Annotated in this window: 14 protein-coding genes; 11 read left to right on the forward strand and 3 right to left on the reverse strand. The window is 49.8% G+C overall.

Translation table 11 applies throughout. The features are described 5' to 3' along the window. The first annotated feature begins 433 nt into the window (after window positions 1-433). Entirely contained in the window at window positions 434-1492 is a 1059-nt protein-coding gene (locus H027_RS0107085; RefSeq protein WP_024871785.1) for a GGDEF domain-containing protein, read from the forward strand. Between the two features lie 323 nt (window positions 1493-1815). Further along, complete coding sequence (locus H027_RS0107090) at window positions 1816-3105, forward strand: dicarboxylate/amino acid:cation symporter (protein ID WP_024871786.1); 1290 nt, start codon at window positions 1816-1818, stop codon at window positions 3103-3105. Window positions 3106-3151: 46 nt separating this feature from the next. On the opposite strand, the gene H027_RS0107095 is transcribed toward H027_RS0107090, so the two are convergent. Continuing rightward, window positions 3152-4012: a YicC/YloC family endoribonuclease gene (locus H027_RS0107095; protein WP_024871787.1), complete on the reverse strand. Its 861-nt coding sequence runs from the start codon at window positions 4010-4012 to the stop codon at window positions 3152-3154. Between the two features lie 125 nt (window positions 4013-4137). Here H027_RS0107095 and rph point away from each other — a divergent pair, with 125 nt between their 5' ends. Continuing rightward, entirely contained in the window at window positions 4138-4854 is a 717-nt protein-coding gene (gene rph / locus H027_RS0107100; RefSeq protein WP_420804654.1) for a ribonuclease PH, read from the forward strand. Window positions 4855-4888: 34 nt separating this feature from the next. Further along, window positions 4889-5530, forward strand: a complete 642-nt coding sequence (gene pyrE, locus H027_RS0107105) for an orotate phosphoribosyltransferase (protein ID WP_024871789.1) — start codon at window positions 4889-4891, stop codon at window positions 5528-5530. 209 nt (window positions 5531-5739) lie between these two features. Here pyrE and dut read toward each other — a convergent pair whose 3' ends face one another. Further along, window positions 5740-6195, reverse strand: a complete 456-nt coding sequence (gene dut, locus H027_RS0107110; protein WP_024871790.1) for a dUTP diphosphatase — start codon at window positions 6193-6195, stop codon at window positions 5740-5742. Then, window positions 6182-7390: a bifunctional phosphopantothenoylcysteine decarboxylase/phosphopantothenate--cysteine ligase CoaBC gene (gene coaBC, locus H027_RS0107115; protein WP_024871791.1), complete on the reverse strand. Its 1209-nt coding sequence runs from the start codon at window positions 7388-7390 to the stop codon at window positions 6182-6184. Before coaBC ends, dut begins: the two co-directional genes overlap by 14 nt. 125 nt (window positions 7391-7515) lie before the next feature. Between coaBC and radC the strand changes: the two genes are divergently transcribed. The 7 genes from radC (at window position 7516) to trmH (ending at window position 12797) form a co-directional block, all read left to right on the forward strand. Next, complete coding sequence (radC, locus tag H027_RS0107120) at window positions 7516-8190, forward strand: RadC family protein (RefSeq protein WP_024871792.1); 675 nt, start codon at window positions 7516-7518, stop codon at window positions 8188-8190. Window positions 8191-8332: 142 nt separating this feature from the next. Then, a complete protein-coding gene (gene rpmB / locus H027_RS0107125; RefSeq protein ID WP_024871793.1) occupies window positions 8333-8569 on the forward strand; it encodes a 50S ribosomal protein L28 in 237 nt (78 codons plus the stop codon). Window positions 8570-8580: 11 nt separating this feature from the next. Then, complete coding sequence (gene rpmG / locus H027_RS0107130; protein WP_012728410.1) at window positions 8581-8748, forward strand: 50S ribosomal protein L33; 168 nt, start codon at window positions 8581-8583, stop codon at window positions 8746-8748. Between the two features lie 102 nt (window positions 8749-8850). Continuing rightward, window positions 8851-9480 carry a guanylate kinase gene (gmk, locus tag H027_RS0107135; protein WP_024871794.1) on the forward strand — a complete coding sequence of 210 codons (630 nt, stop codon included), beginning with the start codon at window positions 8851-8853 and terminating at the stop codon, window positions 9478-9480. A 48-nt stretch (window positions 9481-9528) separates the two neighbouring features. Then, complete coding sequence (gene rpoZ, locus H027_RS0107140) at window positions 9529-9813, forward strand: DNA-directed RNA polymerase subunit omega (RefSeq protein ID WP_024871795.1); 285 nt, start codon at window positions 9529-9531, stop codon at window positions 9811-9813. A gap of 126 nt (window positions 9814-9939) precedes the next feature. Next, on the forward strand, window positions 9940-12087 hold the full coding sequence (gene spoT / locus H027_RS0107145; protein ID WP_024871796.1) for a bifunctional GTP diphosphokinase/guanosine-3',5'-bis pyrophosphate 3'-pyrophosphohydrolase: 2148 nt from the start codon (window positions 9940-9942) through the stop codon (window positions 12085-12087). Beyond that, a complete protein-coding gene (gene trmH, locus H027_RS0107150; protein ID WP_024871797.1) occupies window positions 12084-12797 on the forward strand; it encodes a tRNA (guanosine(18)-2'-O)-methyltransferase TrmH in 714 nt (237 codons plus the stop codon). Before spoT ends, trmH begins: the two co-directional genes overlap by 4 nt. The last annotated feature ends 5 nt before the right edge of the window (window positions 12798-12802 follow it).

Genomic DNA, 12802 nt, shown 5'->3' on the forward strand with positions numbered 1-12802 from the left:
CATTGATTAAATTTTTTCAATCTAATCAATCTACGCAAGTGCCCACACAGATTGCTTGATATGTTGTTAAAGAGCGTGGCTGTTAGGCCAGGGAGGCGAATCATACGCTTTCCCTCTTCGTTGTCAAGCGGTGTTTATCACAAACGGCTTGGCAACTTGAATCTTTACTGAGTTAACGTGCTGAATCTCAACTCGTTGCGGCGTCTGCCGTCTCAGTGGGGCCGCATTATAGGGGCCGATCTTTTTTGATCAAGTGCTTTTTATGAAGTTTTTATCGAGCGATGTTTTTTTAACCTCATCGTTCATCTAACCATCATTTATTGACCGCGATCTCACCACCATTCTCAAATCATGTCGAATCCGTCCTGCTGAACTAATAAAAATGTGCCATCTTTAAAATACATTAATGTTGTTTTCTATAGGTTGCATGTTTATGAAACAGCTAACGATGGGTTCGGATTCTTTTCTTTCATTTGTACGCCAAGCGATCATTGTTGCTTGTTCCGTTCATTCTGTTTTCATACTACTGTTCTCTATCTTGAAAATTCCGGTACTGATTGTCACAAATATTGGTAGCTTGCTGCTTTATGCGGCTGCGATATGGCTTATCGCCTCTTCTTCATTTAGAGCTATAGCCACTTTATTCTGGATTGATCTCGCGGGTCATGCCCTGATCTCCAGTGAAGTCCTTGGATGGTATTCAGGTTTTCACTTCTATTTGCTAATGCTGATCCCCATGTGTTTTCTGTATACGAGTTGTAGTCAGACCAAGCGAATTTATCTGATTGAACTCATTATTTTGTTTTACCTGGTGTTGGATTATCACTCTTATAGCAAGCCAGCCATGGTTGAGTTATCGCCCCTTTTTCTCGAATTGATGCGCTACGCAAACATGACCATTGCCATTGGTGGGCTTACTTACCAAATCCATATGTATAAAACCTTGTTACAACAAGATGTCTCCTCTACCGAATCGTCTTTAACTGATCAATTAACCGGATTACATAATCGCTATGCCATTTTGAACAAGATTGATGAGTTGTTTTCATCCTCTTCACATACCCGTCAACCCATGGCATTAGTGATTGCAGATATTGATCACTTTAAATTACTCAATGAACAATATGGCCAAGCCACAGGAGATGATGTTCTGGTCTATGTCGCTCAGATATTACATGCATCGGTTCGTCACAATGATCGCGCCTCGCGCTGGGGCGGCAGTGAGTTTCTATTGTTATTACCGGGTGGCTCTCTTGATTCCGCAGAGAAAATAGCACTGAGAGCACAGAAAAAATTATCAACCGAACCGTTTAATGTAAAAGGAAAGAGTATTTCGGTTTCTATGACATTTGGTGTCGCTGAGTTATTACCTGATGAGGATTTTAATCAATGCCTGATCCGTGCTGACATCGCATTGCAGAGAGGGAAACAAAATGGGCGTAACCGGATCGAGTTGGCATCTGAAAATGATGCCGTGGCCGCATCTGTCTGATTTGTCATACCCACGGGCATTCAGATATGGGCATCTGAATATAAAATAGACAAAACATATCTAGTGATTTATACCCCTGCTGTCTCTTTATAATGAATTTTTATTCATTATAAAGAGACATAACTTTGCAAATATCTCGCTATTTGTAGTAAATTCCACCGAATATCTGGATACATTTTTACGCTTTTCTCTCTATCCCTTCTGCGATTTTGTAACTATGTACCTGCATATATGATGCATCCGCTTTGATTTACCACCATGGACAGGGCTCACTGACAGGATGTTTTTTGTTTTAACTACATCTACTTAGGAATAAAACTATAATGAAAATGAATAAACTGACAGCCATGATCCTGATCAGTATGTTGGTGGGGATTCTCACTGGCTACTTGTATCGGGCTAATGTGGCTGATCCTTCCTCGATTGCCTCGTTTGCATCAAACATTTCAATTCTGACCGATATCTTTTTGCGTCTGATCAAAATGATTATCGCTCCCTTGGTCTTTTCTACCTTAGTTGTAGGCATTGCCAAAATGGGTGATAGCAGCACGGTGGGGCGCGTAGGTATGAAGTCTATGGCTTGGTTCATGACCGCGTCACTGGTTTCTCTGACACTGGGCCTCATCATGGTCAATTTGTTGAAACCTGGTGTTGGTCTGAATTTGCCATTACCTGATATTTCAGCAAAATCAGGGATCAGTGCCGCAGCCATTACGTTGAAAGACTTTGTCACGCATGCGATTCCTAAAAGTGTTGTGGAAGCCATGGCGACCAATGAAATTCTGCAGCTAGTCGTTTTTTCGCTCTTTTTTGGTGTGGCCGCCGCTGGGCTGGGACAAAAAGCGAAGCCTGTGGTTGATGTCATGGAAAGCATTGCCAACATCATGTTGAAGGTGACCGGATATGTGATGAATTTTGCGCCATTTGCCGTCTTTGGTGCGATATCCGCGCTGATCGCCAAGCAGGGACTGGGTATCCTGCTGACTTATGGCACATTCGTTACGGAAGTCTACGGTTCGATTCTCATCCTTTGGGTCTTATTGCTGTTGATGGGAAGTGTATTCTTGGGAAGTCGTGTTTTGGGTTTACCGAAATTTATTCGTGAACCTATCCTCCTCGCTTTTTCTACTGCCAGTTCAGAAGCGGCTTACCCGAAAACACTGCAGGGTCTGAAACGTTTTGGCTGCTCAGAAAAAATCTCCAGTTTTGTATTGCCTGTGGGTTATTCCTTTAATCTGGATGGATCCATGATGTATTGCACCTTTGCGACGATGTTTATCGCTCAGGCTTACGGCATGGAGATTTCGATCAGCCAACAAATCACAATGCTGTTATTGCTGATGGTGACCTCCAAAGGGATGGCCGGGGTTCCACGTGCTTCTCTGGTCGTGATTGCTGCAGCGATGGCGCAGTTCCATATTCCAGAAGCGGGTTTATTACTGTTGCTCGGCGTGGATCATTTCTTGGATATGGCTCGTTCTGCGACCAATGTGGTCGGCAACGCGATTGCCTCTTCTGTGGTGGCTAAATTGGAAGGGGAATTAACTGCTGCACAGGAAGGCGATGAATTACTGGATGATACCGTTTTAGTTGAAGACCAGGTTACCAACTAACGCCATTAAAAAGCCCGCTCTGATAAGCGGGCTTTTTACTTAATCACTATTCAATGTTTTGGATCTGTTCACGCATCTGTTCAATCAGCACTTTCAGCTCCACCGCTGCTTGGGTTACTTCCGCATTAATTGATTTGGATGCTAACGTGTTCGATTCCCGGTTAAATTCCTGCATCATGAAATCCAGACGACGTCCGCAGGCACCACCCTTGCTGATGATCTTGTGGGTTTCGGTCACATGCATGTCAAGACGATCCAGCTCTTCGGCAACATCGATCTTCTGAGCCAACAAGACGATTTCCTGTTCCACGCGGGCAGGATCCAGCTCCACCTTGGCTTCAGCCAGACGGTCGAGTAGGCGCTGGCGCTGCCAGTTCAGGATCGCCGGCATATGCGCCCGCACTTTCGCCGCTTCACCGGCAACACTTTCCAGACGCTGTTCCAACAACAGTTTTAATTTGTCGCCTTCGGAACGTCGAGCCGCGATAAACGCCTTAAAGACCTCATCAAATGCCGCCAACAGGGTGACATTCAGCGCATCCATATCTTGCTCTTCACCTTCCATTACGCCCGGCCAGCGCAAAATATCCACGGGGTTCAGCTGCCCCTGCCCGGCACGATCAATCACCCATAGCGCATTATCAATCAGCTGCTCTGCAAGCGCCTCGTTGACTTGCAATTGTCCCTGACTGACCTGGCTTTCAAAGCGCAGGTTGCACTCTATCTTGCCGCGTTCCAAACCTTGACGGAAACGCTCACGCAATACCGCCTCCAAATTACGGAATGATTCGGGTAGACGGAAATAGGTTTCCAGATAGCGCTGGTTGACGGAGCGGATTTCCCAGACTGCCGTTCCCCAGTCGCCTTTGAATTCTTTGCGGGCGTAACCGGTCATACTATGGATCATGGCGTGCTCTTTAAATTGGCCAGAAATTCCGGTGATTATACGCGCCCAAGCCTGCGCCGTCAGTAGCCATGCAATGCATGCCGAGATCGCATATAATCTGCGGCAATTAAATACTGTCAGGAATCATCATGCGCCCAAGCGGAAGAACGCCGGAACAACTGCGTCCCATCACTATTACTCGTCAATATACCTGCCATGCGGAAGGCTCCGTGCTGGTTGAGTTTGGTCGCACCAAAGTGCTTTGTACCGCCACTGTTGCCGATGGGGTCCCGCGCTTTCTGAAAGGGAAAGGCCAAGGCTGGATCACCGCTGAATATGGCATGTTACCGCGCTCAACACATTCCCGAATGAACCGCGAGGCCGCTTCTGGTAAACAGGGTGGCCGGACACTGGAAATCCAGCGGTTAATTGCCCGTTCACTGCGTGCCGCCGTCGATCTCACCAAGCTCGGCGAATATACCATCACCGTGGACTGTGATGTATTGCAGGCCGATGGCGGCACCCGTACTGCGTCCATTACTGGCGCCTGTGTGGCTCTGGTGGACGCATTGAACTGGATGCTGGAAAAAGGCGTTATTAAAAACAATCCGATGAATTTCATGGTCGCGGCCGTGTCAGTCGGCATTTATGACGGTGTACCGGTTTGCGATTTGGATTATGACGAAGATTCCAGCGCCGAAACGGACATGAATCTGGTAATGACAGAAACCGGCAAAATGATTGAAATTCAGGGTACCGCCGAAGGCGAACCTTTCTCGCAGGAAGAACTCATGCAACTGCTGGAATTGGGTAAACAGGGTATTCAGCAGATTATTCAGCAGCAACATCAAGCACTGGCTTAATTTAACGTTTTACGTCACAAGGAATGAAATTACGATGAAGGCATATCAGCGCGAGTTTATTGAATTTGCTCTGGAAAAACAGGTTCTGAAATTTGGTGAATTTACCCTGAAATCAGGCCGTAAAAGCCCCTATTTCTTCAATGCCGGTTTATTTAATTCAGGCCGTGATCTGGCGAAATTAGGCCGTTACTATGCCGCTGCGCTGGTTGATAGCGCGATCAGTTACAACGTGCTGTTCGGTCCGGCCTATAAAGGGATCCCGATTGCCTCGGCAACTGCCGTACAGTTAGCGGAATTGCACGATCAGGATGTACCCTGGTGTTTTAACCGCAAAGAAGCCAAAGATCATGGTGAAGGTGGCAATCTTGTTGGCAGCCCGTTGAAAGGCCGGATCATGCTGGTTGATGATGTGATCACCGCTGGCACCGCCATTCGTGAATCGATGGATCTGATCCAGGCCAATGGTGCAGAGCTGGCCGGAGTATTAATTGCACTGGATCGTCAGGAAAAAGGCAAAGGGGAACTGTCTGCCATTCAGGAAGTACAGCGCGATTATCATGCGCCGGTGATCGCGATCATCACTCTGGGTGACTTAATCAGTTATCTGGAAACGCAGCCGGAAATGGCTGAGCATTTGGAAAAAGTAAAAGAATACCGCGCAACTTATGGCGTTTGATCGGCGTTAGATTCCGTCATGAAGCAGGCTGGTTACGGCTGGCCTGCCTGATTCAGCGCAAAACTACATCCCCAGCCATTTCATTAACATCAAGATGTAATCCACCATGTGGCACGCTCCGTCTTGTCATTATCATTTGTATAACTTGATACAAATTATGACAAAAGAAGCGTGCTTAGACACGCTTCTTTACACTTGATCCTAATGGATCAATGACGTCCTGACGAACCAAAACCACCTTCGCCACGTTCAGAAGCATCAAATTCATCAACCACCGCAAATGTCGCCTGCACTACCGGCATAAATACCAGTTGGGCAATGCGCTCGCCCGGCTGAATGGTAAATGTCACCTGACCCCGATTCCAGACTGACACCATCAGTTGCCCCTGATAATCAGAATCAATCAGACCCACCAAATTACCCAGTACGATACCGTGTTTATGACCTAAACCGGACCGAGGCAGAATGGTGGCACAAAGCCCCGGATCAGCGATATGAATGGCCAGCCCGGTTGGGATCAGTTGTGTTTCACCCGGAGCCAGCTCTACAGCGGCATCCAGACAAGCACGTAAATCTAAACCCGCAGAGCCGGGGGTTGCGTATTCCGGCAAAGGAAATTCATTACCGATGCGAGCATCGAGGATTTTCAGTTCAATTTGTTTCATGTTGATAGTGCTTAATAATTAATGAAATAAGTTGCTGTGCAACCTGCTGTTTACTGGCCAGTGGCAGTTCCTGCTGACCATCGGCCCAGAATACGGTCAGTGCATTCTGGTCGGCATTAAAGCCTTGGTCTGCGCGGCTGACATCATTGGCTGCGATCATATCGAGCCCTTTGCGTTGCAATTTATCCTGTGCATAGCGGGCCACGTCCTGTGTTTCGGCAGCGAAGCCTACCACAAACGGTTTATTCGTGCGCCTTGCCACACCTGCGATAATGTCTGGATTTTTAACCAACTCCAACGTCATGGTGTCACTGTCAGCCTGTTTTTTCATTTTCTGTGGTGCCACGGCGACCATCCGGTAATCCGCCACGGCAGCACAACCGATAAAAATCTGATGTTCCGCTACCTGCGCCTCGACGGCGGCCTGCATCTCCAGCGCACTTTCCACGTCAATACGCACCACCCCTTTGGGTGTAGGCAGATTCACCGGGCCGGCAACCAATGTCACCTTTGCACCTAATGCTGCGGCTGCGGCTGCGACGGCAAAGCCCATTTTGCCCGAGCTGTGGTTACTGATAAAACGCACCGGATCAATCGCTTCACGCGTTGGCCCTGCCGTGATCAAAAACGACAATTCAGGATAGGCAGCCGATTGAAAGAAACGGATAACTTCCGCAACAATATCAACCGGATCCAGCATCCGCCCCGGCCCCACATCGCCACAAGCCTGGCTGCCAATACCTGGCCCCCAGATCTGCACACCGCGTTGTGCCAACACTTGCAGATTACTTTGCGTCGCCGCATGCAGATACATTTGCATATTCATCGCTGGTGCAATCGCCAGCGGTGAAGGACTCGCGAGACACAGCGTGGTTAGCAACTCATCGCCCATGCCGGTGGTCAGACGGGAGATCACATTCGCGGTGGCCGGGGCAATCAAGACCAAATCGGCCCATTTGGCCAGTTCGATATGACCCATCCCCGCTTCCGCCTGCGGATCAAACATGCTGTTCGCCACCATATGGCCGGAGACAGCCTGTAACGTCAGCGGCGTAATGAATTCTTTGGCAGCGTCCGTCATCACGACCCTAACTTCCGCTCCTTGTTCCCGCAGACGGCGAACAATTTCTGCCGCTTTATAAGCCGCGATCCCACCGGTGACACCGAGCAGGATCCGTTTATCTTGTAATTGCATCAGTATGCCCCCAGATCCATCAAAACTTAGCCAGATAGTACACAATGCCTGTCGGGGATCACAGGCATTTACGCGTCAGTTCCTCACGTAAAGTAGGCATTTTCATTGCCGACAAAGGAAAAAAGATGGCGATCTGTGACTGGCCGGAAGACGAACGCCCACGCGAAAAATTGCTGCAACGCGGCGCAGCTGCACTCAGCGATGCTGAATTGTTAGCCATATTTTTACGTACCGGTGTGGCGGGTTGTAATGCCATCGAACTGGCTCGTAAACTGTTACGGGAATTTGGTTCATTACGGGCATTGCTGGCCGCCGAACAGACGCAATTCTGTCAGGCGCACGGGCTCGGCCCGGCTAAGTATGTACAACTGCAGGCCGTGTTAGAAATGAGTCATCGCTATCTGTCAGAACAGTTGCAACGCGGCGATGCCCTGACTAGTCCGCAGTTAGTCCGCCATTATCTGCAAGCCCAGCTTCGCGATCGCCCTCGTGAAATTTTCGCCATGTTATTGCTGGATAATCAGCATCGCGTGCTGCAATTTTGCGAATTATTTTTTGGCACCATCGATGCGGCCAGTGTTTATCCCCGCGAAATCGTACAAACCGTATTAAAACATAATGCCGCAGCAGTCATTCTCTGTCATAATCATCCTTCCGGCGTAGCAGAACCAAGTCACGCCGATCGCCATATCACTGCGCGCATTTGCGACGCTTTACGTCTGATCGACGTGCGGGTGTTGGATCACTTTGTGATCGGAGACGGTGAGCCAGTCTCCTTTGCCGAACGCGGATGGTTATAAAACGTTCCTGACAAGGGCTTTTTGCTTGATCTTGTCGGGGCGATGCTGTATAAAATGCCGCCTTCTATCTATGTGCTCTGCTATACGGCAGCGGGGCATCAGAAAATGCGCGAGCAGAAGTAAGATTTTTGGAGAGACAACAATGTCTAGAGTGTGTCAAGTAACTGGTAAGCGTCCAACAGTGGGGAACAACCGTTCTCACGCTAAAAACGCAACCCGTCGCCGTTTCCTGCCTAACCTGCAATCTCACCGTTTCTGGGTTGAAGGCGAGAAGCGTTTTGTTACCCTGCGTTTAACACCGAAGGGTATGCGTATCATCGACAAGCTGGGTATCGAAGCTGTGCTGGCTGATATCCGTGCTAATGGCGAAAAAGTGTAAGGAGATAAATCATGGCTAAAGGTGCTCGCGAAAAAATTCGTCTGAACTCCAGTGCCGGTACTGGTCACTTCTACACTACGACCAAGAACAAGCGCACCATGCCTGAGAAAATGGAGATCAAAAAATTTGATCCTGTTGTTCGTCAGCATGTAATCTACAAGGAAGGCAAGATCAAGTAATTGGTCTGCACTCCTGAAAAACCCGGTCTTGTGCCGGGTTTTTTGTTATCAGCCCGTCATCTGACCGGTATCACTTTTCCTGTTACTTGATAGGAGCGCATGATGGCTGCTGCAGGTACATTATTTATTATTTCCTCGCCCAGTGGCGCGGGAAAATCCAGCCTGTTAAGCGCGTTATTATCCCGCTATAACAGTGATGGCCGTATGGCACTTTCTGTTTCTCATACCACCCGCGCCATGCGCCCTGGTGAAGAGAATGGCGTGCATTACCATTTTGTCAGCAAAGACGAGTTTCAGGCCCTGATCGCCCGGGATGCCTTCTTTGAATGGGCAGAAGTCTTTGGTAATTATTACGGTACATCGAAAGAATTGATTGAACAGGCTCTGGCCCAAGGTATTGATGTCTTCCTCGATATCGATTGGCAGGGCGCGCGGCAGATCCGCGAACTGTATAGTGAAACACAGTCGATTTTTGTATTACCACCCAGTCTACCGGTGCTTGAGCAACGCTTGATTGGTCGTGGTCAGGACAGTGACGAAGTCATTGCCAAACGCATGGCGCAGGCAGTTTCTGAAATGTCACACTATCCTGAATATGACTATCTGATCATCAATGATGATTTTGAACTGGCATTGCAACAATTGCAGGCCATTGTACTGGCGGAACGTGCGAAATTGCGTCCGCAGGCGATTTGTCATGCCGATCTGCTCAATCAGCTACTGGCAGGATAAATTAAAACCAAGTAGAATTTTCACCCTCGATTTATATGGGAGTTTGCTATGGCACGCGTTACTGTTGAAGATGCGGTAAAACAAGTTGGCAACCGCTTTGATTTGGTGCTGGTGGCCGCTCGCCGCGCTCGTCAGCTTGCCGTTCAGGGCAAAGATCCGCTGGTGGATGAAGAGAACGACAAACCAACCGTGATCGCATTACGCGAGATCGAAGAAGGTTTGATCTCTGATCAGTTCATGGATGCACAAGAACGCATTGAACAACAACAGCAAGAAGCCAGCGAACTGGCTGCGGTAGCAGCGCTGACTCAGGATCGCGATTACGGATTCTAAGCAACGATTTGCTGCTTACGAACGGCACCTTAGGGTGCCGTTTTTGTCATTATTTACAAGTGTGCGGAATAATCGCAAACTGCAGGATATGGTTGTACGCCGATGAGTCGTGAAGCGGGGTCACTTTTGTATCTGTTTGAAGATTTAAAAACATTACTGGGCAGCTATTTGCCTGCGGAACAGGTGACTCAGATCCAGAATGCCTTTCTGGTCGCTCGTGATGCGCATGAAGGACAAACACGTTCCAGCGGCGAACCCTATATCACGCACCCCGTGGCGGTAGCGACGATCCTCGCTGACATGCACCTGGATTATGAAACGATCTCGGCCGCACTGCTGCATGATGTGATTGAAGATACCCCCGTCACCAAAGAGCAGTTGGCGGCACAGTTTGGTCAGCCGGTCGCCGAATTGGTCGCCGGTGTCTCCAAGCTGGATAAATTGAAATTCCGCGATCACGTCGAGGCGCAGGCGGAAAACTTCCGCAAGATGGTAATGGCGATGGTGCAGGATATCCGCGTTATCCTGATCAAGCTCGCGGACCGGACGCACAATATGCGCACCCTGGGTGCACTGCGGCCGGATAAGCGCCGTCGGATTGCCCGTGAAACGCTGGAGATCTTCTCCCCTATTGCCAACCGGCTGGGTATTCACGCCTTCAAGAGTGAACTCGAAGAGCTGGGGTTTGAAGCGCTCTATCCCATGCGCGCCCGGATCCTGCGAGAGTCGGTGAAACGCGCACGCGGCAACCGGAAAGCGGTGATCGACTCGATCAAAGAGGGCATCGCACATCGTCTGCAGGAAGTCGGCATCAAAGCCGAAGTATATGGCCGGGAGAAAAACCTCTATTCCATCTACAACAAGATGGTGAAGAAAGAGCTGCGCTTTTATGAGGTGATGGATATCTATGCGTTCCGTGTGATCGTCGATGATATCGATACCTGCTACCGTGTGCTCGGTCAGATGCACAGCCTGTATAAGCCCCGCCCCGGTCGTTTCAAAGATTATATTGCTATCCCCAAAACCAATGGCTATCAGTCGCTGCACACCTCATTGGTTGGCCCGCACGGTGTTCCGGTTGAGATCCAAATCCGCACAGATTATATGGATCAAATGGCCGATAAAGGGGTTGCCGCGCATTGGGCCTATAAGAGCAATGGCGATGCCTCTGGCAGTACGGCTCAAATTCGCGCCCAGCGCTGGATGAAAAATCTGTTGGAACTGCAACAAAGTGCCGGTAACTCGTTTGAATTTATTGAAAGTGTAAAAACCGACCTCTTCCCGGATGAAATCTATGTCTTTACGCCGGAAGGCCGAATTCTTGAGTTGCCGACAGGCGCCACACCGGTCGATTTTGCCTATGCCGTACATACCGATATCGGTAACAGCTGCGTCGGGGCACGGGTGGAGCGTCAACCCTTCCCGCTCAGTCGTCCGCTGACCTCCGGCCAGACCATTGAAATTATTACCGCGCCCGGCGCCCGTCCGAATGCAGCCTGGCTCAACTTTGTCGTCACTTCGCGGGCGCGAACCAAGATCCGCCAGTTCCTGAAAAATCTGCGCGCCGAAGAGTCGATTATTCTCGGCCGCCGCCTGCTCAGTCATTCACTGGGCGGCAAAAAAATCGAAGATCTGCCGCCGGAAAATCTGCAGCAGGTCTTGCACGATACCCGCCACGACTCGCTGGATGGTTTGCTCGCTGACATCGGCCTCGGCAATCAGATGAGCGTGGTGATTGCGCGTCGCCTGCTGGGACAACATGAGCAGGAACCCGAGAAGAAAACGTCAACCTCGCATCGCAAACTGCCGATCCGGGGTGCCGGCGGCATCCTGGTCAGTTTTGCCAAGTGCTGTCGACCGATCCCCGGTGATGCCATCATTGCCCATATCAGCCCGGGTAAGGGGCTGGTCGTGCATCAGGAAGGGTGTCCGAACATTCGCAACTACACCCGTGAACCAGACAAATACCAGCCCGTACAATGGGATATGGAACAGCTCGGGGATAAGGAATTCAAAACCGGCATTCTGGTGGAGGTGAATAACCATCAGGGCGTCTTGGCCCAGCTGGCCAATGTCATTGCCGCGACCGGCGCCAATATCCACAGCATCAGTACCGAAGAAAAAGATGCCCGTGTTTATCAGGTCAATCTGTTGATCACCGCACGACATCGCGTCCATCTGGCCGATATCATGCGCAAGATCCGTGTCATGCCGGATGTATTACGTGTCAATCGAACCACCAGCCGGTTACGCGTTAAAGAATCAGACTCATGAGCCCGGAACGACTTTCCCGAATCCGGCAGATGCTGGCCCGCCGGCAGCCGGATTTGACCGTGTGTCTTGAACACGTCAATAAGGCCCATAACATTGCGGCTATTATCCGCACCTGTGATGCGGTTGGCGTGCATGAGATCCATGCTGTTTGGCCCGAAGCGGTGCGGGAAAACAATCGAGCCGCCAAAGGCAGCCATCACTGGCTCAGACAGCAGCGGCACGACACCATTGCGCAGGCGATCTCGACGCTGAAACAGCAAAATATGCAGGTTTTGGCCACTCATCTCTCGTCCCGTGCCGTGGATTTTCGCGAAATTGACTACACCAAGCCGACCGCTATCCTGTTGGGCGCCGAAAAACACGGTATCAGCCAGGAAGCCTTAGCCCTTGCAGATCAAGACATCATCATTCCTATGGTAGGGATGGTGCAGTCGCTGAATGTCTCTGTTGCCAGTGCATTGATCTTGTATGAAGCACAACGTCAGCGACAGCAAGCCGGATACTATCAGCGTGAATGCCAGTTACCGCGGGATGAACAGCAACGTCTGCTATTTGAAGGCGGTTACCCCCGATTGGCCACCTTCTGCCAGGACAAAGCTCTCGAATATCCGGCCATTGGTGAACATGGGGAGATTTTGGCCCATGCCGACTGGTGGAAACGGCTACAATTAAACCCTGCACAGTGGGATGAGACGTCATTACCTGCCTAGGCATA

Source organism: Tolumonas lignilytica (genome assembly GCF_000527035.1).
Classification (GTDB): Bacteria; Pseudomonadota; Gammaproteobacteria; order Enterobacterales; family Aeromonadaceae; genus Tolumonas; species Tolumonas lignilytica.

Bases quoted from the DNA above. Each gene is read 5' to 3' on its own strand.
- H027_RS0107085 (WP_024871785.1), top strand. From the start codon at position 434: ATGAAACAGCTAACGATGGGTTCGGATTCTTTTCTTTCATTTGTACGC.
- H027_RS0107090 (WP_024871786.1), top strand. From the start codon at position 1,816: ATGAAAATGAATAAACTGACAGCCATGATCCTGATCAGTATGTTGGTG.
- H027_RS0107095 (WP_024871787.1), bottom strand. From the start codon at position 4,012: ATGATCCATAGTATGACCGGTTACGCCCGCAAAGAATTCAAAGGCGAC.
- pyrE (WP_024871789.1), top strand. From the start codon at position 4,889: ATGAAGGCATATCAGCGCGAGTTTATTGAATTTGCTCTGGAAAAACAG.
- dut (WP_024871790.1), bottom strand. From the start codon at position 6,195: ATGAAACAAATTGAACTGAAAATCCTCGATGCTCGCATCGGTAATGAA.
- coaBC (WP_024871791.1), bottom strand. From the start codon at position 7,390: ATGCAATTACAAGATAAACGGATCCTGCTCGGTGTCACCGGTGGGATC.
- radC (WP_024871792.1), top strand. From the start codon at position 7,516: ATGGCGATCTGTGACTGGCCGGAAGACGAACGCCCACGCGAAAAATTG.
- rpmB (WP_024871793.1), top strand. From the start codon at position 8,333: ATGTCTAGAGTGTGTCAAGTAACTGGTAAGCGTCCAACAGTGGGGAAC.
- rpmG (WP_012728410.1), top strand. From the start codon at position 8,581: ATGGCTAAAGGTGCTCGCGAAAAAATTCGTCTGAACTCCAGTGCCGGT.
- gmk (WP_024871794.1), top strand. From the start codon at position 8,851: ATGGCTGCTGCAGGTACATTATTTATTATTTCCTCGCCCAGTGGCGCG.
- rpoZ (WP_024871795.1), top strand. From the start codon at position 9,529: ATGGCACGCGTTACTGTTGAAGATGCGGTAAAACAAGTTGGCAACCGC.
- trmH (WP_024871797.1), top strand. From the start codon at position 12,084: ATGAGCCCGGAACGACTTTCCCGAATCCGGCAGATGCTGGCCCGCCGG.